The organism is Bradyrhizobium sp. LLZ17, from assembly GCF_041200145.1.
Lineage (GTDB): Bacteria > Pseudomonadota > Alphaproteobacteria > Rhizobiales > Xanthobacteraceae > Bradyrhizobium.
The window spans coordinates 7,388,449-7,411,793 of record NZ_CP165734.1; the positions used below are offsets into that span (position 1 = coordinate 7,388,449).

19 protein-coding genes and 2 pseudogenes are annotated in these 23,345 nt (G+C 61.5%); 16 read left to right on the forward strand and 5 right to left on the reverse strand.

Annotated features, from left to right (window positions below):
* Positions 1–518 precede the first annotated feature (518 nt).
* From AB8Z38_RS35095 to AB8Z38_RS35115, 5 genes and pseudogenes are all read left to right on the forward strand, one after another.
* Positions 519–1,123: pseudogene (locus tag AB8Z38_RS35095) on the forward strand (hypothetical protein).
* Between the two features lie 862 nt (positions 1,124–1,985).
* Positions 1,986–2,141: a hypothetical protein gene (locus tag AB8Z38_RS35100; RefSeq protein ID WP_369722105.1), complete on the forward strand. Its 156-nt coding sequence runs from the start codon at positions 1,986–1,988 to the stop codon at positions 2,139–2,141.
* 1,524 nt (positions 2,142–3,665) lie between these two features.
* A complete protein-coding gene (locus AB8Z38_RS35105) occupies positions 3,666–4,061 on the forward strand; it encodes a hypothetical protein (RefSeq protein WP_369722106.1) in 396 nt (131 codons plus the stop codon).
* A 447-nt stretch (positions 4,062–4,508) separates the two neighbouring features.
* Positions 4,509–4,784: a hypothetical protein gene (locus AB8Z38_RS35110; RefSeq protein WP_369722107.1), complete on the forward strand. Its 276-nt coding sequence runs from the start codon at positions 4,509–4,511 to the stop codon at positions 4,782–4,784.
* A gap of 253 nt (positions 4,785–5,037) precedes the next feature.
* Positions 5,038–5,793: an outer membrane protein gene (locus AB8Z38_RS35115; RefSeq protein ID WP_369722108.1), complete on the forward strand. Its 756-nt coding sequence runs from the start codon at positions 5,038–5,040 to the stop codon at positions 5,791–5,793.
* A 79-nt stretch (positions 5,794–5,872) separates the two neighbouring features.
* On the opposite strand, the gene AB8Z38_RS35120 is transcribed toward AB8Z38_RS35115, so the two are convergent.
* The gene (locus tag AB8Z38_RS35120) at positions 5,873–6,112 is read right to left on the reverse strand and encodes a hypothetical protein (RefSeq protein ID WP_369722109.1); all 240 of its coding nucleotides are present in this window, start codon (positions 6,110–6,112) and stop codon (positions 5,873–5,875) included.
* A 156-nt stretch (positions 6,113–6,268) separates the two neighbouring features.
* Between AB8Z38_RS35120 and AB8Z38_RS35125 the strand changes: the two are divergent.
* The 4 genes and pseudogenes from AB8Z38_RS35125 (at position 6,269) to AB8Z38_RS35140 (ending at position 10,236) form a co-directional block, all read left to right on the forward strand.
* A pseudogene (locus AB8Z38_RS35125) lies at positions 6,269–7,115 on the forward strand (HD domain-containing protein).
* 92 nt (positions 7,116–7,207) lie between these two features.
* Positions 7,208–8,329, forward strand: coding sequence for an AI-2E family transporter (locus AB8Z38_RS35130; RefSeq protein WP_369722110.1), 1,122 nt, complete (start codon positions 7,208–7,210; stop codon positions 8,327–8,329).
* 127 nt (positions 8,330–8,456) lie between these two features.
* Positions 8,457–9,620, forward strand: coding sequence for an acetate/propionate family kinase (locus AB8Z38_RS35135; RefSeq protein WP_369722111.1), 1,164 nt, complete (start codon positions 8,457–8,459; stop codon positions 9,618–9,620).
* Positions 9,621–9,750: 130 nt separating this feature from the next.
* Positions 9,751–10,236 (forward strand): potassium channel family protein, encoded by a 486-nt coding sequence (locus AB8Z38_RS35140; RefSeq protein ID WP_369722112.1) that lies wholly within the window; start codon positions 9,751–9,753, stop codon positions 10,234–10,236.
* Here the strand turns inward: AB8Z38_RS35140 and AB8Z38_RS35145 are convergent.
* A complete protein-coding gene (locus AB8Z38_RS35145) occupies positions 10,187–10,870 on the reverse strand; it encodes a helix-turn-helix domain-containing protein (RefSeq protein ID WP_369722113.1) in 684 nt (227 codons plus the stop codon). The two genes, AB8Z38_RS35140 and AB8Z38_RS35145, sit on opposite strands and share 50 nt — an antisense overlap.
* A gap of 363 nt (positions 10,871–11,233) precedes the next feature.
* Here AB8Z38_RS35145 and AB8Z38_RS35150 point away from each other — a divergent pair, with 363 nt between their 5' ends.
* Both AB8Z38_RS35150 and AB8Z38_RS35155 read left to right on the forward strand, forming a co-directional pair.
* Entirely contained in the window at positions 11,234–11,857 is a 624-nt protein-coding gene (locus AB8Z38_RS35150) for a response regulator transcription factor (protein ID WP_369722114.1), read from the forward strand.
* 217 nt (positions 11,858–12,074) lie between these two features.
* A complete protein-coding gene (locus AB8Z38_RS35155) occupies positions 12,075–12,449 on the forward strand; it encodes a response regulator transcription factor (RefSeq protein ID WP_369722115.1) in 375 nt (124 codons plus the stop codon).
* A 15-nt stretch (positions 12,450–12,464) separates the two neighbouring features.
* Here AB8Z38_RS35155 and AB8Z38_RS35160 read toward each other — a convergent pair whose 3' ends face one another.
* The 3 genes from AB8Z38_RS35160 to AB8Z38_RS35170 are packed head-to-tail and all read right to left on the reverse strand — an operon-like array spanning position 12,465 to position 15,687.
* Positions 12,465–13,070, reverse strand: a complete 606-nt coding sequence (locus AB8Z38_RS35160) for an invasion associated locus B family protein (protein ID WP_369722116.1) — start codon at positions 13,068–13,070, stop codon at positions 12,465–12,467.
* Positions 13,071–13,099: 29 nt separating this feature from the next.
* Positions 13,100–13,987 (reverse strand): alpha/beta hydrolase family protein, encoded by an 888-nt coding sequence (locus tag AB8Z38_RS35165; protein ID WP_369722117.1) that lies wholly within the window; start codon positions 13,985–13,987, stop codon positions 13,100–13,102.
* 11 nt (positions 13,988–13,998) lie between these two features.
* Positions 13,999–15,687, reverse strand: a complete 1,689-nt coding sequence (locus AB8Z38_RS35170) for a transporter (protein WP_369722118.1) — start codon at positions 15,685–15,687, stop codon at positions 13,999–14,001.
* Positions 15,688–15,816: 129 nt separating this feature from the next.
* Here AB8Z38_RS35170 and AB8Z38_RS35175 point away from each other — a divergent pair, with 129 nt between their 5' ends.
* From AB8Z38_RS35175 to AB8Z38_RS35195, 5 genes are all read left to right on the forward strand, one after another.
* Positions 15,817–16,491, forward strand: coding sequence for a YoaK family protein (locus tag AB8Z38_RS35175; RefSeq protein ID WP_369722120.1), 675 nt, complete (start codon positions 15,817–15,819; stop codon positions 16,489–16,491).
* Positions 16,491–18,224, forward strand: coding sequence for a SulP family inorganic anion transporter (locus AB8Z38_RS35180; protein WP_369726684.1), 1,734 nt, complete (start codon positions 16,491–16,493; stop codon positions 18,222–18,224). The genes AB8Z38_RS35175 and AB8Z38_RS35180 overlap by 1 nt, the downstream gene beginning before the upstream one ends.
* A 168-nt stretch (positions 18,225–18,392) precedes the next feature.
* A complete protein-coding gene (locus AB8Z38_RS35185) occupies positions 18,393–21,146 on the forward strand; it encodes a decarboxylase (protein WP_369722121.1) in 2,754 nt (917 codons plus the stop codon).
* A gap of 15 nt (positions 21,147–21,161) precedes the next feature.
* Positions 21,162–22,862: an aspartate:alanine exchanger family transporter gene (locus AB8Z38_RS35190; RefSeq protein ID WP_369722122.1), complete on the forward strand. Its 1,701-nt coding sequence runs from the start codon at positions 21,162–21,164 to the stop codon at positions 22,860–22,862.
* 31 nt (positions 22,863–22,893) lie between these two features.
* Positions 22,894–23,328, forward strand: coding sequence for a hypothetical protein (locus AB8Z38_RS35195; RefSeq protein WP_369722123.1), 435 nt, complete (start codon positions 22,894–22,896; stop codon positions 23,326–23,328).
* Positions 23,329–23,345: the final 17 nt, after the last annotated feature.

The window sequence follows — 23,345 nt, forward strand, 5'->3', positions numbered from 1 at the left end:
TCGTCTTGCCGGTGATGGATTACGAGTTCGCCGGCGTCGACGACATCGAACCATTCTATGCGCCGCTACGCCCGGCTTTTTCGGAGTCGTTTTCTCCCAAGTTACCCGCAGGCCTGAATCTTGCGCGGCAGCTGGCCTGGCAGAAGCGGCATTGTGCTGAAGCGTTCGCGCAAGCACGGATGTGTTTGACTTACCCCCAATATTGGGCATGGCGACTGTCGGGGATCGCGGCAAGCGAAGTGACGTCGCTGGGCGCTCATTCGGATCTTTGGGCGCCGCTCCAGCAGCACATGTCGAGCTTGGTTGCTGCCCTCGATCTCCGTCGACTGATGCCGCCGTTGCACCCGCCCTATGGACGCCTCGCGCCGATCAAGCCCGAGATTGCTACAGCTACCGACGTTCGATCAGACGTCGTGGTGCTCTGCGGCGTCCATGATTCCAACGCGTCGCTCTTGCCTCACCTGGCATCGCGCAAGTCACCGTTCACCATTGTCTCGACCGGCACCTGGGTGATCCTGATGGCACCGGGCTTGAGTGTCGAGGGGCTCGATCCGACCGACGATACGCTGGCCAATGTCGATGTCGAGGGGCGGCCGGTCGCGACCGCGCGTTTCATGGGCGGGCGCGAATATTCCATGATTGCCGGGGCGCCGACCAGCCCGGACGCTGCCTCCCTGGCGCGTGTGGTCGCCTCAGGCGCCATGGCGTTGCCATGCTTTGCCGGGCAGGGTGGGCCCTTCGCGGCGCGCCAGGGGAAATTCGCGGGCCAACCGCGCCTCGTGATCTGCCGGCGCTCGCGACGCTTTATCTCGCGCTCATGAGCGATCTGATGCTGACCCGACTGGGCGTGACGATTGGGGATCTCATCGTCGAGGGAAGTCTAGCCGCCAACGTCCCGTTTTGCGGGTTGATCGCGGCGTTTCGCCCCTCGCAGAAGGTTTACAGAGGGCCCGACGCGGCCGGGACCGCGCGAGGTGCCGCGCTGCTCGCGCAATGGCCGCCGCGCGACTTTCAGGCACCGCCGCTGATCGCAGCGCCACCTTGCGAAGTCGACGGTTTGCAGTCTTATTGGAGCGCCTGGCTGCGGGCCGTGCGTGAAACCTGCCAGGGAAACAGCTCATGACACCGAAGACGATCCGCGAACCGAGACGGTTCATCAGTCAGTTCATTCACACCGCGCCGCCGTTCCATCCAGCGCACCTGACTTGGACGCTGATATCCCCTCAGGTGCGATGCAAAGCCGACCAAGCGGAGCGGGGGCCGACTGTTTGCTGAAGGTCGCGCTAGCTTGCGCCACTTTGCTGAACCTTGCTCAAACTGGCCCATGATGGATTGGGAGCGAGAGTTTAAGGCTTTCAAGTCTAGAGGGCCGCGTGTGCACGATGTGTGCACCGGAAGATCAAGAAGTATCTCATTAAAGGCTATGTGCGCCTCTCCTGACGAGCTCCGCACGCTGACGCAAACGCAGACATCGAATGCCGGCGCGCAGGAATAGACGAGCAGCCTTACAGCGCGCAGGCGGGAAGCTTCACAATCATTCTGGGCATTGGCGCACCCCCGTACCATCGCGAGTGCGCGTTGCACGAGCCTGGTCGAGTTGCGCATCGCATGCTCCAGAGCTTGTCGGATCGGTAAGCGTGACTGCGAAGGATTGCATTCAACGATCAACTACATTGGTCGCGGGCCGCGCGACACCGCGGATGCCATGATCGAGGCCAGATGCGCGGGCACCCGTAGCCGCGGCCCCAAGTGGCGGAGGGCGGCGGTACACCGGACGGTCTCACGACGTCGAGCGCTTTCGGAACAGCGCGACCGAAATCCTTTTGTGCCCTGAACATAGATAAGACATCGCGTCGGCGGTGCCAGCAGCAGCGGCGTCCTAGCAGTGCAAGGAAACCATGACGGGCCCGCACGTTCATTGTCGTATTCCTTCGCTTCGCGCGATTGGCGTCTCACGGCGTCCGTGACATGCGCGGATCTTCACCTTGTTCGATGCCGATCCGCACGAGTATTCCAGCGGTCCGGCGACGCGTGCCTATGCGGCCCGCCGGCTGTGGCGCGCGATGAATGGACTTCATTTCCAATTTGTAATCGCTCGTCTTCGAACCAATGCACTCATCGACCGCTACAAACAATCGTGAGCGTGGAACTGAATACGGAGAATTGCGGATGAAGCGTCTCGTTCTTGCGGCGATATTGTTGATGAGCGCTGTAGTTGGTGCGCAAGCCGGTTCGAATTGAATCGGCGCGTAGCGCTATGCCGGCGGCTCGCAAGGCAGGATCCGATCAACCGGCATATCTGGACGGCTGAAGCCGAAAGCTGGTCGCGCCTGTCGCAACAGACTCTTCAATGCGAACGCCGTTCGAACGGCGCTATCGTTGTACTGACGAATTTTGCCTCCGCACTCGGCATGTTGTCGCTGAAACAAAGGCGTCGCATTTGCGCGGCCAGTGTTGATTAGATCGCTGCGCTCGGAGAGATGGGCCTAGCTGCGGAGCAGACCTGCGCTCCAATGGCAAGGGATCTGGTAAGATTCGTCACTGAGGGGCTCGCCGCCCGGATCAATACGGAGACAACTGGTGGCACCACGGTCACCGTGCGCTTGCCGATGGCGCCCGGCGGCTGCACCTCCGCAGCGTCCGAGCGCCGTCCTCCAAACTCGCTTCGCCTGATCCGGTAAAACTCGAAAAGCCTCGTGAGACGATTTCTGCATTCCGAGTCATCATCGTCTTCGCTGCCCGAGGTTCGATGTATGCGAGATGAAGTTACGATGCAACGCCCTGCTCTACATATTGCTCTTCTGGTCATTGTCCCAAGGGACATGTCAAGGAAGGGAACCCGCAGGAAGTAAACGAGCCAAGCCGATAAAAACTGATTTCGTTGATCTGGCTCAACGGAGGCAATGCGGAAATGCAACGAGCATGCCCCGCTTCAATGTGTGCGCTTTCGATCGGAGAAGAACATCATGAGACAGAAGTTAGCAAAGCCGGCTCTGGCCGCTTCCGTGCTCGTACTTTCTTCAATGTTATCGTTCGGTTGGTCCCGGCAGAGCGGCCCGTCCGTATCGGTTGAAAAGGCCGAAGCACGCGTGGGCCGCCCGCTCACGCCGGTCAGTGTTGCGGGCGTAGCGCGACGACAGTATCGGCGCACTGCGGTCGGCACCGCGGCTGCCGTCGGCGCTGCGGGCGCGTACTATGCCGGGGGCGACCATCATGGTCCTGCGGTTCGCGCGGCAAGGGCCGCGTATTACGGCGACGGTGCGTCGGCAGCCGGCGTTTCCGAAGGACCTCACTATGCTGTGCGCGCTTACTACGCAGGGGGACCTTGGTATGGCTATAGCGGATGGGACGACTATGCTGGACGCAATGGGATCAAATGCATGCCAGGCGGAACGGTCAAGCTTGACGATGGCCTGATGTATTACTGCCAGTAGATCTTGTCGACGGGAGCGAGGCCGATACGAGCGCCTCGCTCCTGCGTATGCGCACGGGACACCGGGCGCTCGGGCAGACGCAACTCCGGCAGTGTTCAGGCGACGAAGGTCATGCCGTCAGCTTTCTTCCACTGGCTTCGCCCTGGTCCATTGCTCGCCAAACGAAAGTCGTCGCGGGCAATCGAGCGATCCATGCCGCTTTCCGGATATCTGCTCTATGTCGGCGGTTCGTTGCTCGCGCTGCTGTTCGTTGCGGATGCCTGCCTTCCGGATCGGCCTCCCGCGCAAGGCGGAGCGGCTGCATCGGCCACCATCCGCATCCATTCAGACTGGAGATTACCTGAGCGGGTTGTTCTCGACACCAGCGAGCCCACGATCGTTGCAGCTGAACTGTCCAAGGTCGAGCTTGTTGCCCCGCCGGGCGCCGACGTCCCACAGACGCGCATGCGCGAGGCATTTGCGGAATTTGGGTCGGCCGATGCCGAACGACTGCAATCGCGCCAGTCGACAAGGCCTGAGGCAAAGCCGCAGCATCAAAGCAAAATCGCAAGGAGGCACATCGAAAGGCGTGTCCGGCTGGTCGCGCGGCCGCCGCAGTACGGCTGGTTCGGCAACCAGGTTTGGTGAGTGTCTCCGCTGGGTTGCGTCTGCAGAGTGGGACGCCGACCGTTGCCACTGATCAACAGATGCACATCGAGGCATTGCCTACTGAAATGTCGTCAAGATCGGGGTCACTGACATGAGTGAAACGTCAAGGTTTGAACAAATCGATCGTCGCGAGGCTTTTTCACTGCTGGGTTGGGCCGCTGCGCTCGGGCTGGCAGCATCCGGCGCGTTTCTGTTCGGAACAGAAGCGCCGGCGCAGACAGTCGGAATGGAACGACGGCAGGAAAGGCGGGGCGAGCGCCACGAGCGGCGCCATGAGCGGCGTACGGGACGTACCGAACAACGCGAAGACAGACGTGAAGGACGTACCCAGCGTCGCGAAGAGCGGCGCAACTAGGGCGTCAACATGATCTCACGGCCGTCGTTGGCCGACAGATGTCTGCTTGATCGCGATCCGAAAGCTGGCGGATGCCGCAGACCTGGTATGTCACGTTCGAGGTGCACAGGCGTGGGACCTTGCCGAAGCGGCGAAGTCCGCGGGAGACGCGCACATTCGAGAGCGAAGCAGAGGCGCGGACTTTCGCGCGCGAGAAGTTCAATGAGGGATTGATCGTGTTCGCAGGCACGCTCAATCCCTTCTTGCCGCGACGGCTGATTCCCTCGAGCGAGATTCCCGCTTGGATCGAGCGTGGCCAGGGCGAGGAGGCTGCCGGTCAGGACGCCAAGCGCGACCCGGAAAACTAGCGGGCAATCACGAGACTTCCCGACGAGAGCGGGCGGCCCTTCCGCCATTTGGATACCGGGTCGGGCCAGTGCGTCCTGCCACGATGACAAATCACGGCTGAATTTTGCGCCGAGTTCGAAATGCCTTGAGTGTTGCCATTATGGCACGGGGAGATAGCGGGCTCGCCCGTAGAGTTTCAGCTGAAGGTTGGGGGACGATTGCATTGCAACAATCGGCCGTTTCGAAATCAGAAGCGGCCGGCAAGGAGAGAGCATGATGAAAAGGCTTCTGCTAACAACCGTTGGTCTGGTGGCGCTGAGCGCGGCGGGGACCGCGATGGCTGCCGATATGGCCGTGAAGGCGCCGCCACCGGCACCGATTATTCCGATCTACAATTGGACCGGCTTCTATATCGGCGGCAATGGTGGTTGGGCGCAGAACCACAATTGCGTGGATTTCCTTGACGCGGCAGGAGTCGCCGTCGCTTCCGGCTGCCGCGACCGGTCCGGTGGTGTCATCGGTGGCCAGCTCGGTTATCGCTGGCAAGCCAGCCAGTGGGTGTTTGGTCTGGAAGCTCAGGGCGATTGGGCGGACCTCAGCAACCAGCGCGTCAGCCTGATCAATCCGACGCTCTCCACTCGCACCAAAACGAGTGCCATCGGCCTCTTCACCGGTCAGATCGGCTACGCCTGGAATGCATCACTGCTCTACGTGAAGGGCGGCGCGGCAGTGACGGACAACCGCCTCAGCGTCCTTGATACTCCGTCCGGTGCCGAGCTCGCCGCGCAAAGCGCAACCCGCTGGGGTGGTGTCATTGGTGTTGGCTTCGAATATGGCTTCACCCCGAACTGGTCGGTGGGTCTCGAATACGACCATCTGTTCATGGGGCACCGGAATAATTCGTTCACGGTCGCGGATCCGCGACTTGCGGCTTTTGTGAACGACCGGGTCACGCAGGACGTTGATATGCTCACCGTGCGCTTCAACTACCGTTTCGGCTGGGGCAACCAGGTTGTCGCAAAGTACTGACTTCTCCGGGAGTTGACGTCTTATGAGGGCCGACAGCAATGTCGGCCCTCATTTTTTCCGCTTTGTCGCGGCAATCTGGTCAGCGCCTGCCGACGCGATCGACCGGACCGCCGCGGTTCGCCGGAGTGCCGGGCCGCACGGCCTCGCGTGCAGCGGCGCGCGCGACGGGGCGCACTCCCAAAACGACGCCCGGTCTCGCGACGCAATGCGCGGGATAGTCCACGTATTGGCAATATACCACGGCATTGGCGCTCTCAGAGCTCGTGAAGACGAGCCCGATCGTCATCAATGCAGCTGCTAGTCCGATAGGTGACTTCATTTTGGGCCTCCTCTGTTTGGAGCCGTAGTCGAGGCCCATGCGTTACCAGCGAGTTGATCCAGATCAACGGAGGGCTCGCGCTTCCGGAGCTCCTGAAGGTTCGCCGTGGTTGGCTCGATCTGCGTATCGTCGACACTTGCATAGTGGAGCGGCCTGATGATCACAGTTCCGGAACTGGTGTCGCAAGCACTCGGCGCGTTTCTGACATCGGAGACCAGGGACCGGTTCGGCGCCTCGCATGCCGGCCTGACCGAATTACTTCCGTTTGCAGCCAAGCTCACCATGGAGTGCATCGGCAACAGCGATGCTCTATACCACAACATCGAGCATACGTTGCTCGTGACCCTTGCCGGGCACGACATCTTGACGGGGCGCGCGCTGCTCCGGCCCACCACCGCAAACGACTATGCGAATTTCATTCTGGCGTGCCTTGCTCACGACATCGGCTACGTGCGCGGCGTCGTTCAAGGCGACGAGGACGAGGTGTTCATCGCCGACGTGAACGGCGGCACCGTTCGTCTGCCGCGTGGATCGTCCGATGCGGCTCTGGCGCCGTACCACGTCGATCGGTCGAAGCTGTTCGTGCTGGAGCGGCTGGATTCCGTCGAGCAGCTCGATGCCGACCGAGTTGCTCGGGCGATTGAGTATACCCGGTTTCCTTATACCATGTCCTCCAACGACAGCCTCATCGAAGAGGAGGGATTGTTGCTGCGGGCCGCCGATCTGATCGGTCAGCTCGGCGATCCCAACTATCTGAAAAAAATCGAACGCGCTCTTCTACGAGTTCGAAGAGATTGGTCTCAACGAGACCCTCGGCTACGCGACCCCGGCGGACATCGTCTACAAATATCCGCAATTTTATTGGAGCAACGTCGCCACCCAGATCCAGCCGGCGATCCGCTACCTCAACGTGACGTCCCGCGGCCGGCAGTGGATTGCGAGTCTCTACGGCAACGTGTTCAGGGCAGAACGTGAGCTGAACCTGTCCGGACCTCAGCCCTAGAAGAGCCGCGGCAGCTTGATTTGGATCAAGCCCGCCGAACGAGAGCAGGGGCTAGTTCGCCACAGCATGCGCGGCATGACTGAGGCGCGTCCGTGAAAACACTCCGCCAGATATTCTCCGGAGACGAGATCATCCAGCTTCTGATCCGGCTCGCATTGCTGGGCCTGTTGCTCGTCTGGGCGCTACTCCTGGTTCGTCCATTCGTGCCTATATTGGCCTGGAGCGTCGTGCTGGCCGTTGCGTTGAATCCGGTGTTTCGGCGCCTCAGTGACATTCTCGGCGGACGACCGAAGCTTGCGGCGACGATCCTCACGCTCGTCAATCTCGCAGTCGTCATCGGACCCGCGACATGGCTCGGCATGGGCGCGGTCGACGGGATAACCGACATCGCCGCCCAAATGACGGCCGGCGAACTGCATGTTCCCTCGCCGCCGCAGTCGCTTAAGAGTTGGCCTATCGTCGGAGCCCAGCTGTTTGATATTTGGGATCAGGCGACGACCAATCTCCGTTCGCTATTGCGCGAAGTGGTGCCGTATCTGAAGCCGTTCGCGGCAACCTTGCTTGGATTTGCCGGCAATGCCGGCGTGGGAACGGTCAAGTTTCTGCTGTCGGTGGCGGTGGCCGGGGTGCTGTTTCCGTATGGACCGCAGCTCGTGGGTGGGGGACGCAGCTTTCTGTCACGTATCGTTCCGGACCAGAGCGAGCACTTTCTGGACCTGGCGGGCGCGACTATCCGCGGGGTGGCTCAAGGCGTGATCGGGGTCGCCATTATCCAGTCCTTGCTGGCCGGTGTCGGATTCAAGCTGGCCGGCATTGCCAGCGCGGGGCTGTTGGCGTTCGTGGTGCTGTTGCTTTCGATCGTGCAGATCGGGGGAGCGATCATCATCCTTCCGGTCATCATTTGGATATGGACCGACAAGGAGTTTCCGATCGCGCTTTTGTTGACGGTGTTTCTCGTAATCGTGTCCGTGCTCGATAACATCCTGAAACCGCTTGTGATGGGGCGCGGTCTGACCACGCCGGCACTCGTCATTCTGATCGGGGTGATCGGGGGGACTCTCTTCCACGGGATCATCGGCCTCTTCATCGGACCTATCATTCTGTCGGTCGTCTGGGAGCTGACGGTGGCGTGGATTCGCGCCGAACGTGCTGTGCCGGCGAAACTGGCGGTCGACGCGTTGACCCCCATCAACCCGACAGAGGCTTTCAAGTAAGGCGAGGGCGACAACGAGGTCGGAAGATGGCGGAGGAAGTGCCCGGGCCTGGTCGCTCTGCCGCGATGGTCGAGTACGCGGTTGATCCAGGAATCCGGCATGCTCCAACCATAGCGACGTGAGTGCCATGGACACCATCCTTGTCATCAATGCCGGCTCGTCCGACCTCCGGTTTCAGATCTATTCGGTCGAAGGAGAAGGAAGGCTACGGCAGCAGCTCAAGGGCCGGATGGATGGCATCGGGCGTTGTCCACGGCTTCGGGTGGGTAGAGCAGGCGGTAGTCCGCTCGCCAATCGGGCTTATCCGGTCGAAGCAGTGCCCGATATTCCGGCCGCAATGGATATTGCCGGCGCCTGGTTGCGGGATGAGCTTCATATCCACCCCGTTGCTGTCGGGCACCGCGTCGCTCATGGCGGCGCTGAGCATGACCGTCCGGTCCTGATCGATCATGGCGTGATGGACCGATTGGAACGGCTAACTGCGTTCGCGCCGCTTCATCTGCCGCACAATTTGGCACCAATCCGTTCAATCCTGGCCAGTTTCCCGAAGCTCCCACAGGTCGCCTGCTTCGACACCGCATTTCACCGAACCCATGCTGCAGTCGCCGACCATTATGCGATTCCGCGTACGCTCTATGCGGAGGGCGTCCGGCGCTATGGATTTCATGGCCTCTCTTACGAATACATTGCGAAGACGTTGTCGACGGTCGCACCTGACATCGCGATGAAACGGGTGATTGTCGCAGATCTCGGCAGCGCGGCGTCAATGTGTGCGCTCAGTGGAGGACGCAGTGTCGAGAGCACGATGGGCTTCACCGCGATCGATCCGGGAGTTCTGCTCTATCTGATCTCCGAGAAAGGAATGGCGGCGTCCGAGGTGCAGCGGTTTCTCGATGCAGATTGCGGCTTGAAGGGTCTCTCCGGTATCAGCGGTGATATGCGTCAGCTCGAGGCAAGTGAAGACGCCAGTGCGAAGTTCGCTATCGACTATTTCGTTTATCGGATCGGCCTCAACACAGGCATGCTCGTAGCTGCCTTGCAGGGGCTCGACGCGTTCGTCTTCACGGCGGGGGTCGGCGAAAACTCCGCATTGATCCGTTCGCGGGTGGCGGAGCAACTCGGATGGCTCGGTGTCAAGCTCGATCTGACCGAGAACGCGCTGCAATCGCAGCTGATATCGTCTCCCGCGAGTCGCATTCCGGTCTATGTCGTGCGCTCGGACGAGGATCTTATGATCGCCAGGCACACCCTGGCACTGCTGATGAACGGTAGTTCGATGGCGCCAAGCTGAGCCTCAAGATCGGGCTCCATAATGGCCAGCGTGCGGGCGGGGGCCGCACACGCCCGCAGCGCGTTGATCTGCCGCAGGCCGGATAGCAGCGCTGCAACCAAACCGCAGCAGCGTCGGAGGGGAGCGCGCGATGGCAGTCCAATTCCTGCTCGGCACCTTCATCAGCGTGATCAACATCATGATTCACGCGCTGGTGACCGTTGCAGCGATCGACATCGCCCGCAGAGCGGGGTTGAAGCACACGGTATGGCCCCGATCGCATCTCATGGCGGTAATGGTCATGACTGCGGTCATTTTGATGGTTGCGCACACTGTCGAGGTTCTGGTCTGGGCACTGGCCTACGCCTTGGTTGGCGCGGCGCCCGAGGGCAGCGAATTGCTGTATTTCACGTTCGTCAACTACACCACACTCGGCTATGGCGACATCACGCCGGTGCAGGGGTGGCGTCTGACGGGGCCGATCACCGCGATGAACGGGATCCTGATGTTCGGCTGGTCGACTGCCGTCCTCTTTGAGGTACTGCGCAAGACGGTTGAACATCTCGCTTCCATCTCGTCACTCAGAGTCAATTCTGGAGATCAAGGCCGGCGAGTTGATGTCGATCGAGCAGTATGATCTGACGCTGTGTGTTGCCAATGAAGCCCAGAATGCCGAGCTCGTGCAGGCGCGACAGCGCCCGGGACACGGTCTCCAGGGTCAGGCCCAGATAGTCGGCGATGTCGCGCCGCGACATTGGCAGCGCCAGGATGCCTGCGGCGGTTAGCCGCGTGTCCATCTCAATCAGGAACGCAGCCACCCGCTCCAGCGAGGTCTTGCGGCCGAGCAACAGCATGTGGTCTTCCGCATGCTGAAGGTTGCTGGTGGTCATGCTGAGCAGGTTTCGGGCAACCATGGCATCGCCCTCGGCGACCAGTTCGAGGCTGTGCCGCTTGATCAGGCGAACGGTGGTGTCGACGATCGCCTCGGTGGTGAATCGATGTTGGCTGCCGTTTTCGAGTCCGAAGATGTCGCCAACCAGGTGGAACGCGCCGATCTGACGACGCCCATCGGACAGGAGCTTGTAGCTTCGCACAGCGCCTGATTTAACCTGATATACGTACTCTGCCGGCTCCTTCTCGCCGTAGAGTTCGGTGCCCTTCTTATACGAAAATTCGTTTAAACTGATGCTCGGATTTGAATCGGTTTTCATTCCGAGGTCGTGGAGCGAATGAAGCCGCGAGGAAGCGTCGGCAGCGTTACGAACCAACATGACCCACTCCCGAACTGACCAACGGGTATTTTCATTCGTGTGGGAATTGAGGAGCCGCCGAGAAAATCACCTATTCCCGTGAAGGTTGTTTAGGCCAAAAGCAGGCTTTTCAACCATTGTCTGTAGGTGCATTGTACCAAGGTACAGGGAAGCCTTTGGTGCGGCGGGTAAGAAACCTGTCAGAGCTTCTGTCGGATTGGCACGGCAGTGTGGCTTACGTCGTGCATTCCGCTGAGGTCGTGCCATTGCGGGCGGGCCGCTTCCTTTGATGTTGACGGCGGGGTGCGCGGCGCCTTGAGTTGCTTCCAAGGCTTGCGCGAGCAGATGAGGTTTCTGCTTGCAAGAACAGGTCGGGAGGAAACATTGGCTGGCTTTGTCTATGTCGTGGACGACGATCCATCTTTCCGGATGGCGATCCAGCGCCGGCTCAAGCTGGCGGGATACGAGGTGACGGCCTATGCGTCGGCGCAGCAACTGCTGGATGATCCACCACGGCCCGAACATCCAGGATGTATCCTTCTCGACGTGCAGCTTCCGGGACTGAGCGGACCGGAATTGCAAGCATCGCTCGTCCAGCGCAATTCGCCGCTGCCCATCGTCTTTCTGACCGGGCATGCCGATACCGCGACGACAGTCCGGGCTATCAAGGCCGGCGCGGAGGATGTTCTCACCAAGCCGGTCTCGTCGGAACAACTGATCGATGCCATCCAGCGCGCGATGGCTCAACACGAGGCCGTGAGCGGTCAACAGCGCAAGCTCAATTTGATTCGTTCTCGTTTAACGTCTCTTTCGCGGCGCGAGCGACAGGTGTTCGATTTGATCGTTCGCGGAAAAATCAACAAGCAGATCGCCTATGAGCTTGGAACGACCGAGCGCACGGTGAAGGCGCACCGCCATCAAGTCATGACAAAAATGCAGGTACCATCGTTTGCCGAGCTGGTTTCCGCTGCCGAACGGCTCGGCCTTCTGGAGTCGGGAAAGGCGTGAACTGAAGGTCGGTTTCCAAATACTAGCGTTAGGGGCGCGATGAGGACCTGTACGATAGGACAATATGAAATGTTATTGACATAATTCGGCCGGCAATGCCTACATGCCGACGCCGTTGGCCGTTGGCCGTTGGCCAGTTGGATTGGCGCAGGAACAGTTGCCGCGCAGCGTCGTTGCGACGCTAGTTCTAGGTGTCCAATGAGAAAGCCGGGCCGAATTGTTTGCACGTAAATCAATTTACGTCGTGGATGATGATTCATCGATGCGCCGAAGCATGGAGCGGTTGCTTCGGAAGCACGGCTTTGATGCGGTTGCGTTCGACTCCGCCGGTGCGCTGCTTCGTCACGGCTGCCTCGAGGAGGCGTGCTGCATCGTTTTGGATATCAATCTGAACGGCGAGTCCGGCATCGCCCTCCGCCGCAAGCTGGCATTCGAGGGCGCAACTGTCCCCGTTATCTACATCACCGGCAACGACAGCCAAGCGAACCAGGCGGCCGCAATCGAGTCCGGCTGTGCCGCCTACCTCAGCAAGCCTTTCGCGGCGAATGCTCTCATCGAGTCCGTTGAACGCGCCTGCGCCAAGCTCGTCTGATGCAGTGTTGCGTCTTCACTCCTCGATGTTCTGCTCCAGGGTCTGTGCGGGCGCGCCGTTGTGAACCGAAGCGAACTGCGCCAGCGGCAACGACGTTGTCAACGACAGAAGGTTGGAATCGGTGACCTCGAGCACCAGAGCCCTTCCGGCTTCCATGTCCTTGATGAACTTGGGATCCCCAACGTCGGCGGCGATGCAGGCGTTGGTCAGGCACCAGATGTAGGGCAACGATTGGGACTTGTCCTGATCAACGGTCAGCTTGGCGGGCCGCTGCAGGTACATGCCAACCGGGACAAACAGTTGCAGTCGCGCAGTGCGGTCGCCCTCGCGCTCGATCAAATCCAGGCGGACCGCCATCTGGCCCGTCGAAAACTTGCCGGTGATGGAAGTCCGGCACAGCATCGGCGCGCCTCCCGGCTTCACGCACAGTTTCCGCCAATCCCCATAGGTGATGTCCTTGGCTTCGCGTTGTCCCCGAGGCGCGATTTCGGCGGGCTTTGGCTCGCCTGCCTGCTTTTGCACTCCGGCGTTCTCAGCGGCAGCCGGTCCGGCAATGGCCGCTGCGAACAGAAGGCAGACGCGCGCATGCCTTCGCCATGATGGTGTCGCTGGGTTGATCATGTTGCGCCTCCAGGCATTCGCCTCTGCGGCTATTTCTGCGCATCGAGGAATTGTTCGACGAGTGGGGACCACGTCGCGATCGTGTCGGGCGAGCCGAAGAAGAAATGCCCTTCGCTGCCAAAGGCCGCCATCAGATGATATTCGGCCCTGCCGCCAGCAGCGGTGAAGGCGTCGTACATGCGCTTGGATAGAGCCGGGCCGAAGAACGTGTCGTTTTCGATATAGAGCCACAGCATTGGCACCCGCGAGGTCCGGCCGAAATCGGCAGTCGCTTCAACCAGCTTGTCCGGTGCGCAATTGTTGTTGGGTTTGCCGTCGAGTCGCCCGCCGCGTCCTGCTGCGAAGGTAATGATCGCTTTCACCGGCGCAGGGTTCAAGCTGGAGAGCGCAATGGCGGCCCACCCGCCGGCGGACTGTCCGATGACGATGACATCCTTCGGGAGAACGCGCTTCTCGGCGAGCATGTAGTCGATGATCCAGAGATCAAGCTGCGCCACGGCACGTCCGGCATCGTGGAAGTTCGGATTGGTGCATTTTCCGACCTTGGAGAAGAACGGCCCATAGAGCCCGCGCTCCGGAATGTCGATGGCCGCAGCGCCATATCCGGTACCGACCGGCGCCACGACGAAGTAGCCGCGCTTCGCAAACCATCGCGCGGCGTCGCGAAATTCCACAAGTGGAAAAAAGCTGCGGTCGAAAGGTTTGAGTGAGACGCCATGGTTCATGATCGCCAGCGGGAAGGGACCATCACCGACCGGCCGCACTACGTAGGCGAACATCGGCAGGGGGAGCAGCAGGGCCCAGATCTCCTCCTGGATGCGAACGTTGTCATCCGCGCGTGCAGGAGCTAAAAAACCGGCCAGGATGCTCAACGCTGCCCATAGCGCTTTTAGACGCAAAATGTGCCGGGAGTTCACGCGCGCCTCCTTTAGGTGGCGAAAGTGCTGGCCACGATGATCGGGCCGAGCACGGTCAAGACGACGTTGCCGACAGCGTAGGGCACGGCAACGCCGAGCACCGGCGTCTGACTTTCCGCAACCTCACAGGCGCCGGTCACGGCGGCGTCGACCGTCATGGCGCCGGCCAGCGCACCGCAAATGATGACCGGGTTCATGCGCAGCACGCGATGAGCAAACAGAGTTGTCACGATCAGCGGCACCAGCGTGACGACCAGGCCCATGCCGACCAGCAACATGCCGTGCGACTGGATCGCGACCCAGGCCGCGTGGCCGTTGCCGAGCCCGATCGCGGCGATGAAGCCGCCGAGCCCGAGGTCGCTCAGTGTTTGCTGCGCCGCGGGCGGCATTGCGCCCATTGTCGGTCGCCGCGAGCGCAGCCAGCCGCAGAACAGTCCCGCTATCAAGGCACCGCCGCCGCCGCCCAGAGTTAGTGGCACTGAGCCGATCTTGACGCTCGCGAGACCGGCCAGCAGACCTACGGCGATGCCTGCGGCTAGGAATGCGATGTCGGTACGATCTTCGGAGCTTAGGATTTGTCCAACATGCGACGCGGCGCGCTCGATATTTCCTGTGCTGCCGACCAGTGTCATGACGTCACCGACATAGACGCGGGTGTCAGCGCTGAGGGGGACCTCGCGTCCCATCCGTGTCAAGGTGCGCAGGAACACGCCGCGTGCGGCGTCGCCGACACGGTCGGCCATATCCTTGACGGAGCGACCGTGGAGCTTGCGGTTGTCGACGAGGACGTCGACCACATTGCCTGGAAGAGCCTTCAGGATCTCGTCGGCGTCGATTTCGGTGCCAACGATCGGCTTGGCAGCGACGATGGCTGCCGTGCGACCAGCGATGACGACGTCGTCGCTCGCTTCGAGAACCGTGTCGCGATGCGGCTCGACATCAGCTCCTCGGCGTACGATCCGCTCGATCACGCTGCGGCTGCCGATCTCGTCTTCGACGGCGCCGACGGTCCGTCCCGCCGCAGACGACACCCGGTAGGCACGCGCCTGGAATTTGCGATAGTGCAGATTCTCGGTCTGCGGCGGGTTGCCTCCGGATAGCTCGGCTTCAAGCTTCGCGGCCTCCGTCTTCAAATCGATCCGCATCAGCCTTGGCGCGACAAACGGCACGTACAGAAGCGTAAGAATGTAACCAAGGACGTAAGTCACGGCATAGCCGGCGGCGATGTTCGCCTCCTGCTGCTCCAGCATGTCCTTGGCGAGCCCGAGCTGAGCCAGTGCCCCGGACGCGGTGCCGATCACCGAAGACTGCGTCAGGGCTCCCGCAGCGAGACCGGAAGCGGTGCCGGGGCCGAGTGCGAATGCCTTGGCAAATATGAGAACGATAACCAGGCCGGTACCACCGAGCACGAGCGCGAGCGCAACCTGCGCCAATGTCCGGATGCTGAGCGAGGCAAAGAACTCTGGCCCCGACCGGTAGCCGATCGTGAACACGAACAGGCTGAGGAGGATGACTCTCAGCAGGGATGGAAATGTGAAGGTGCCGAGCTGTCCGATCAAGACGGCCACGATGAGCGTGCACGCCGTGGTGCCGATCGAAAAGCCAAAGATGCGGACGCGGCCAAGGATGGTGCCGAGCGCAACTGACAGCAGCAGGAAGATTTCCGGTGCGGCTGAGATGATCCACCTGACCGTGATCATGGCGCATTCCCTCCAGCAGTGCGAGCCAAATCTGGTGGCCGAAACCTGGCGACAGTTGATCCAGATCAATCCTGGTCTGCGGCAAGCCGCTCCCTGTACAGGCTGAGGATACAAAGCCGACGTTCGGACATGAGCACGATGGATACCGCCGCTGCTTCGTCGACAGGCCGCGACGAAACGGTGCTAGTTGCGCTATTGCTGGCCTTCGCCGGCGGCTATATCGACGCCTATACGTGGATCATCCACGGCGTGATGGCCAACGCGCAGACCGCAAATCTCGTGCTGCTATGGGTCTATGGCTCGATCGGCAACTGGACGAAAGCGCTGCACTTCGTCCCGCCGATCCTTGCGTTCGCGGCGGGTATCTTGGTGGCGGCATGGCTGCGCCGGGCAACCGGAGCGCGCGCCAGCGCGATCGCTACGCTGATTGAGATCCTGCTGCTGGTCGCGATCGCCATCCTGCACAACCGCCTGCCGGATCTCGCGGGGACACTCGGCATTTCGTTCGTCGCTGCCATACAGAACGCCGTCTTCACGAGGGTGGAGGGCGTACTCTACAGCTCGGTCATGATCACGGGTAATATGCGGCAGGCGATTGAAGGCCTGTTCGCTGCGGCGTCTGGCGATGGGGCGCTCCGACCGCCCGGCATTTTCGCCACCTTATGCGTCACCTTCGGCCTCGGGGCGGCTGTGGGCGCCTTCGCGACCAAGCAAATCCCGAATCTGGCGCTCGGTCTTCCCGTAATTGCACTCCTGGTGGTGCTGCTGCGTTGCGAAATCGCAAGTGACGAGGCAAGTTTATGATGTCCTCTCAGCGGAAGTCGCGCTGGATCCTCCTCTTTCCGCCCGCGACCTGGCTTGCGAACTACCAGAGCGCCTGGCTGCGTTCGGACGCTATCGCCGGCATCACCCTGGCGGCTTACGCCATTCCGGTGTCGCTGGCCTATGCCACGCTGGCGGGCCTGCCGCCCCAAATCGGCATCTACGGCTACATGCTCGGCGGCATCGGCTATGCGCTGCTGGGGTCGTCGCGCCAGCTTGCAATAGGCCCGACTTCCGCGATCTCACTGATGATTGCGGCCACCGTCGGAGCGCTGGCCGGCGGAGACGCGGCGAAATACGCCGAGATCGCGAGCCTGGCCGCATGCGCGGTGGCGCTGCTTTGTCTGATCGCATGGTTGTTCAAGCTCAGCGTTCTCGTCCGTCTGGTCAGCGACAGTATTCTGGTCGGCTTCAAGGCTGGCGCGGGCCTCACCATCATGATGAGCCAGTTGCCGAGCCTGCTCGGCGTCGCCGGGGGTGGTCACAATTTCTTCGATCGCGCCATCAAGCTCGCCGGCCAGCTCGGCGGCATCAATTGGCTGGTTCTGGCGATCGGAGCCATCGCGCTCCTCTTCCTGCTGCTGGGAGAGCGGCGGCTGCCGGGAAAGCCGGTCGGGCTCACGATCATGGCGCTGTCGATTATCGTGGCGGCAGTGCTTGGCTTTCCGTCACTAGGCGTGCCGGTCACCGGCAAAATTCCCGAGGGATTGCCGGCGATTGGATTACCTAGCTTTGGTCTGTTGGAGCCGGACGAACTCTTCCCCTTGGCAGCGGGATGTGTGCTGCTGGCCTACATAGAAGGTGTCTCTGCCGCCCGCAGCTTTGCTGCCAAGCATGGCTATGCCCTCGATGTCCGGCAGGAGTTTTTGGGGCTCGGCGCGGCAAACCTGGTCACCGCATTCGGCCACGGCTATCCCGTGGCCGGCGGACTGTCGCAATCTGCGGTCAACGACAATGCGGGGGCGCGCACGCCACTGGCTCTGGTGATCTGTTCGACGACACTGGCGCTGTGCCTGCTCTTCTTCACGGGCGCCCTGACAGATCTGCCCAAGGCGGTGCTTGCGGCGATCGTCTTTGCTGCCGTCTACAGGCTGGTGGACATCCGCGAGCTGATGCGGATGTGGCAAGTCAGCCGCATTGACTTTTACGCCGCGGCGATTGCGCTGGTATCGGTGTTGCTCCTGGGAATCTTGCAAGGCGTCCTGCTGGCGGCGATTGCCTCGATTGTCCTGCTGCTGGCGCGGGCCTCTCGTCCGAATGTCGCTTTCCTGGGCCGGCTCCCGGGTACCGGCCGTTACTCCGATGATGCGAGGCACGAAGGCGTCGAGCCATTGGTCGGTATCATCGCGTTTCGACCGGAAGCCTCGCTGCTCTACATCAATGCCGAGACGATCCTTGACGCAGTTTTGGACACGTTGCGGAGGTCAGTCGATATCAGGCTTGTGGTCTGCGATCTCTCCGCATCGCCCTACATCGATTTGGCTGGGGCGCGCATGTTGCACGACCTTCACGACCAACTCGCCTCGGCGCACGTCGGCTTCTGCATCGTCGGCGCGCATGCACAATTGCGCGACCTGCTGCGGGCTGAAGGATTGGCGGAAAAGACCGATAGCGCGGCCTGGCTTCGCTCGGTCGACAGCGTGCTCGGCGAACGCAAGCAATCGCCTGATCACGGACCCGAGGATCCGGCTGGCGGGTTGACCGACCGGCTCTGATCCGATCTCCGCCGTCTGCAATCGGCCGCGCGCAACCACCTCGGATGATATTGCATGGCGAGGTGTTTCGGGCCTCGTCAAGATGCGCGTCCGTTGACTTGGATCAATAAACCGAGGTGCGCGGGCATCACGATCCGGCTGCGACTTCGTAAAGATCCGGAGAGAGACATGTCCAAGGATGCCAAGGCTGCAGAGAAGCGCATCGATCAGTTCATTTCAGGGCCGGGCGGACGGGCGGACGACTGGCGCGATCTGGTCGAAGCAGCCAAGGTGTGGGCCCGCGGCGGCGACCGCGCAAAGTACGATGCGGCCCTGACCGATCTCTCCGTGTCAGAGGAATTTCACGGCTATCCCGGGCTGCAACTGATGGCGGCTTTGCGGGACGCGGCCTCGGCCGGAGATGCGGCGGGTTCACTTGGACTTGCGACACGGATCACGCAGGCCCTGGTGACGAGATCCTTTCGCCAGCATGCCGGCGATTGGAATGCCGAGGATGACGGCAATGGTGATGCCCCAGAGCTCGTGCCTTCGATTTTCGGATCGCATCAGGGCCATCGGCCCTATTTCGAAACCCTGATCGTCACCGGCGTCGCCGCCAACCATTGGCCGGCGCTCGCCGCCGAATGGCGCAAGCTGCGACGTCCGGTGGATTCCTTTGTCTATGAGCCTGTGATCGTCGGCAGCCTCGAAGACGCCTTCTGCGCGACGATGCTCAACCCCAACATTGCGGCCGTCGTCATCAACGAAGGCTTCGGCCTGCGCTCGCGCCACGACGCGCCGATACTCCGCACCATGACCGCCTCCGCAGGCATCACTGAGGAGTCGGACGCGTCCGCCCTGCGGCTCGCGCACATCATCAAACGGGTACGTCCCGAGCTTGACATCTACCTCATGTCAGATCGTGACGTCGAGCAAATGGCGGGAAACCCCGAGGCCAATGTGGCTCGGCGGATCTTCTACTCCATCGAAGAACTCCTCGAGCTCCATCTCTCGATCCTCGAAGGCATCCAGGACCGCTTCGACACGCCGTTCTTCGACAATCTCAAGAAATACGCGCAACGCCCGATCGGAACGTTCCATGCGCTGCCGATCGCTCGCGGCAAATCTGTCTTCAGGTCGGACTGGATCCGCGACATGGGCGAATTCTACGGCTTGAACCTGTTCCTGGCCGAAAGCAGCGCAACCACCGGCGGGCTCGACAGCCTGCTGGAGCCGACCGGCACCATCAAGAGAGCGCAGGACAAGGCGGCGCGCGCGCTCGGCGCGGATCGCGTGTTCTTCGTGACCAACGGCACGTCGACCTCGAACAAGATGGCAGTGCAGGCCCTGCTCGGTCCGGGCGACATCGCGATCGTCGACCGCAACTGCCACAAGTCGCACCACTACGGCATGGTGCTGGCGGGCGCCCAGCCGATCTATGTCGAAGCATTTCCGATGACGGAATATTCGATGTATGGCGCGGTGCCGCTGAAGACCATCAAGCAGGCGCTGTTGAATGCCAGGGCCGATGGCCGGCTGGACCGCGTCAAGATGCTTGACCTGACCAACTGCACCTTCGACGGCCACATCTACAACACCCGGCGCGTGATGGAGGAATGCCTCGCGATCAAGCCCGACTTGATCTTCCTGTGGGACGAAGCGTGGTTCGGCTTTGCACGTTTCTCCCCGTTCCTGCGGCGGCGGACCGCGATGGGCGCCGCCAACGAGATCGAGGCCTGGATGCACGACCCGAAATCGGTCGCGGCTTACGAGAAGCAGCAGGCCGACCTTGGCAAGGCCCCCTCGGACGAGGTGCTGCTCAAGACCCGGCTGATCCCGGATCCGCGCCAGATCCGCTTGCGCGTTTACCAGACCAACTCAACCCACAAGTCGATGTCTGCGATCCGGCAGGGCTCGATGCTATCGGTCAAGGACGTCGAATTCCACACCGTCGAGCAGCAGTTCAAGGAAGCGGTGTTCACGCACGCATCGACCAGCCCCAACCAGCAGCTTATCGCGAGTCTCGATGTCTCGCGGCGCCAGATGGAGCTTGAGGGCTACGGTCTCGTGGCCAATGCGATCGAGATCGCTTTCGCCATCCGCCAGGCGGTCAACAAGAATCCGCTGATCTCAAAATACTTCCGGATACTCGGCGCGGACGCCATGGTGCCGGCGCAATACCGCCAAAGCGGCTTCACCGACTATCTGGCAGCCGGCATGAACTGGGCGAACGTCCTGAAGAGCCTGGACGACGACGAGTTCTGCCTTGACCCGACCCGCATGACCCTGGTGTGCGGTACCGCCGGATACGACGGCACGCAGTTCAAGGGCATCCTGGCCAACGACTACAATATCCAAATCAACAAGACCTCGCGCAATTCGGTGTTGTTCCAGTCCAATATCAACAACACCCGCAGCGACGTGGCGCATCTGGTGAGGGTGCTGGCGGAGATCGCGGGCGAGGTCGACCGCGGACTTGTTCAAGGCGGCGCCAATGCAAAGAAGACGTTCGAAGCGCGCGTCAAGAGCCTGATGACCGACGTGCCCGACCTACCGAACTTCTCCTATTTCCACCAGAGTTTCCGCGGCGATGCCGGCACCAAAACCAATGAGGGCGATATTCGCAGCGGCTTCTACTCGGCCTATGACGCGGCGGGATGCGAATATATCCGGCTCGCCGACCCCGAAATTGACCGTCGTCTGAAGGCCGGTCCCGACCTCGTCTCCGCCAGTTTCGTGATCCCGTATCCGCCGGGCTTCCCGATCATGGTGCCGGGCCAGGTCATCACCCAGGAAACCATCGACTTCATGCGCAAGCTCGATGTGAAGGAAATCCATGGCTACGACGCCAAGGAAGGGCTGAAGCTCGTACGTGCGGAAGCCCTGGCGAAGATCGGCCGGCCCAAGCCCGGCGTCACGCCGAAGCTGAAAGCCGCATCGTAATAAAAGGGGACGGACATGCAGAGCTTTTTCACGTTCTTGCAGCAGAACCCGTTTCTGTTGCTGTTCTTCGTCGTCGGGCTCGCCGTCTGGATCGGCCGGGCCAGCATCAAAGGTTACGGGCTCGGCATGGTTGCCGGCGCCATCGTGGTAGGCGCGGCCCTTTCGGTCTGGGCGTCGACCTACGGCGTCAAGCTTGAGCTCAACACCTTTGCCAAGAGCCTCTTCTACTATCTGTTCATGTATGGCGTCGGCCTGCGTGTGGGTCCGTCCTTCATCAACAGCCTGAAAGGCGACGGCCTCAAGTTCTGCATTCTGGCGCTCGTGTCGAGCGTGCTCGGTTTGGCCCTCGTCGTCATCTGCGCAAAGCTCTTTGCACTCCCGATCGGCGCTGCCGGTGGCATGCTGGCGGGATCGCAGACCATGTCGGCCGCGATCGGTTCGGCCGAGCAGGCCATCACGTCGGGTGTCGTGAAGCTTCCTGAAGGCATGAAGGCAGAGGACGCGTCGGGCATGATCGCACTGTCCTACGGCATTACATATATCTGGGGCACCGTCGGCATCATCCTGATCTGCAAATACTTGCCGCGCTGGTGGGGCGTCGATGCCAAGGCTGCAGCCAAGCAGTACGAGCAGGAGTTTGGCGTCAAGGATCTCGAGGGTGGCGGTCTGACCGGCTATCGGCAGTTCGGCTTGCGCGCCTACCGGCTCGAAAATCTCGCCCAAATCGGCATGAGCATTGCCAAATTCCGCACGATGAATCCCGAATACCGCATCGTCAACGTGGTGCGGAGCGGAGAACCGCAAGGTGCGGATCCCGAACTCGTCCTCCAAAAGGGCGACGTCGTCGCGCTGGGCGGCTCAACCGAGCATCTCACCGACAAGATGGGCCTGATCGGGCCGGAAGTCGCCGACGCCAAGGCGCTCGGCATTCCCATGGACCAGGCTGACATTCTCGTCACCAACAAGGCGATGGCGGGACGCACCTTTGAGTCCTTCCGCGACACGGCCATCGCCGGCCAGTTGCAGGTCACGAAGGTAGAACGCGGCGGCGTCCAGATTCCCGCCGGTCTCAAGACCGAGTTGCAGCGGATGGACATCGTCTCGGTGGTCGGCATCAAGTCGGCTGTCAACGAACTCGGCGACATGTGGGGACGCATTGCGCGGACCAACACCTCGACCGATCTATTGACGCTCGCCTCGGGCATGATCATCGGCTTCCTGATCGGGATGATCGAATTCCCCGCCTTCGGCGCCAAGATCGGGCTCGGAAACGCCGGCGGGCTGTTGCTGTCGGGCGTGATCGTCTCGTCCCTGGTTTCCCGGCTGCGCTTCTTTGGCAACACGCCGAACGCCGCGCGCAACGTGCTTGAGGATCTCGGTCTGGTGGTCTTCGTCGCCATCGTCGGCATCAATGCCGGGGCTGGGTTGTTGGCGCAGCTCACGGGTGCGGTCGCGCTGAAGATCTTTGTCGCGGGCTTCATCGCCTGCACGATCCCACCGTTCATCGTCTGGGCGATCGGCTTCCATGTCTTCAAGATCAACCCGGCCGTGTTGATGGGCGGCGTTGCCGGTGCGCGGTCGCACTCGGGTCCGTGCCGCGAGGCCGCGGTGGAAATCCAGAGCTCCGTGCCCTGGATCGGGTTCCCCGTTGGTTACGCGGTGTCCGGCATTCTGCTCACCGTGTTCGGCTACTTCGCAATGATCCTGGCTCAATAGCTCAGCATCACAACCAGAGGAAACGAGTCTCATGAGAAAAGTCGCCATCTGTGCCGCCCTGGTCGCCGCGCTGACAGGACTGGCCGGCTTCAGCACGCCGTCGCGGGCAGAGACCGGCCAGGTTGCCGTCGTCTTCACCAAGGGCGGATTCGTCATTGGCGTTGGTGGCGGAGAAGGCGTTCTGCTGCTCCGAGGCCACAAATATCCCTTCACCGTCTCGGGCATGAGCGTCGGCTTCACGATCGGAGCCTCGACCACCAAGTTCGTCGGTCGTGCCCTCAATTTGAGGGGGCCGGAGTCCCTTGAAGGCTCCTATGCGGTGGGTGGCGCAGGCGGGGCCATTGCGGCGGGGGCCGGAGCAGTTCAGCTGCAGAATGCCAACGGTGTGATCCTCCAGCTCAGCGGGCCTAAGGTCGGAGCGGAGTTGTCAGCGGCCGTGGGCGGCGTGACGATACGTTTGAAGTAAGGGGCAGGCGAGCGACC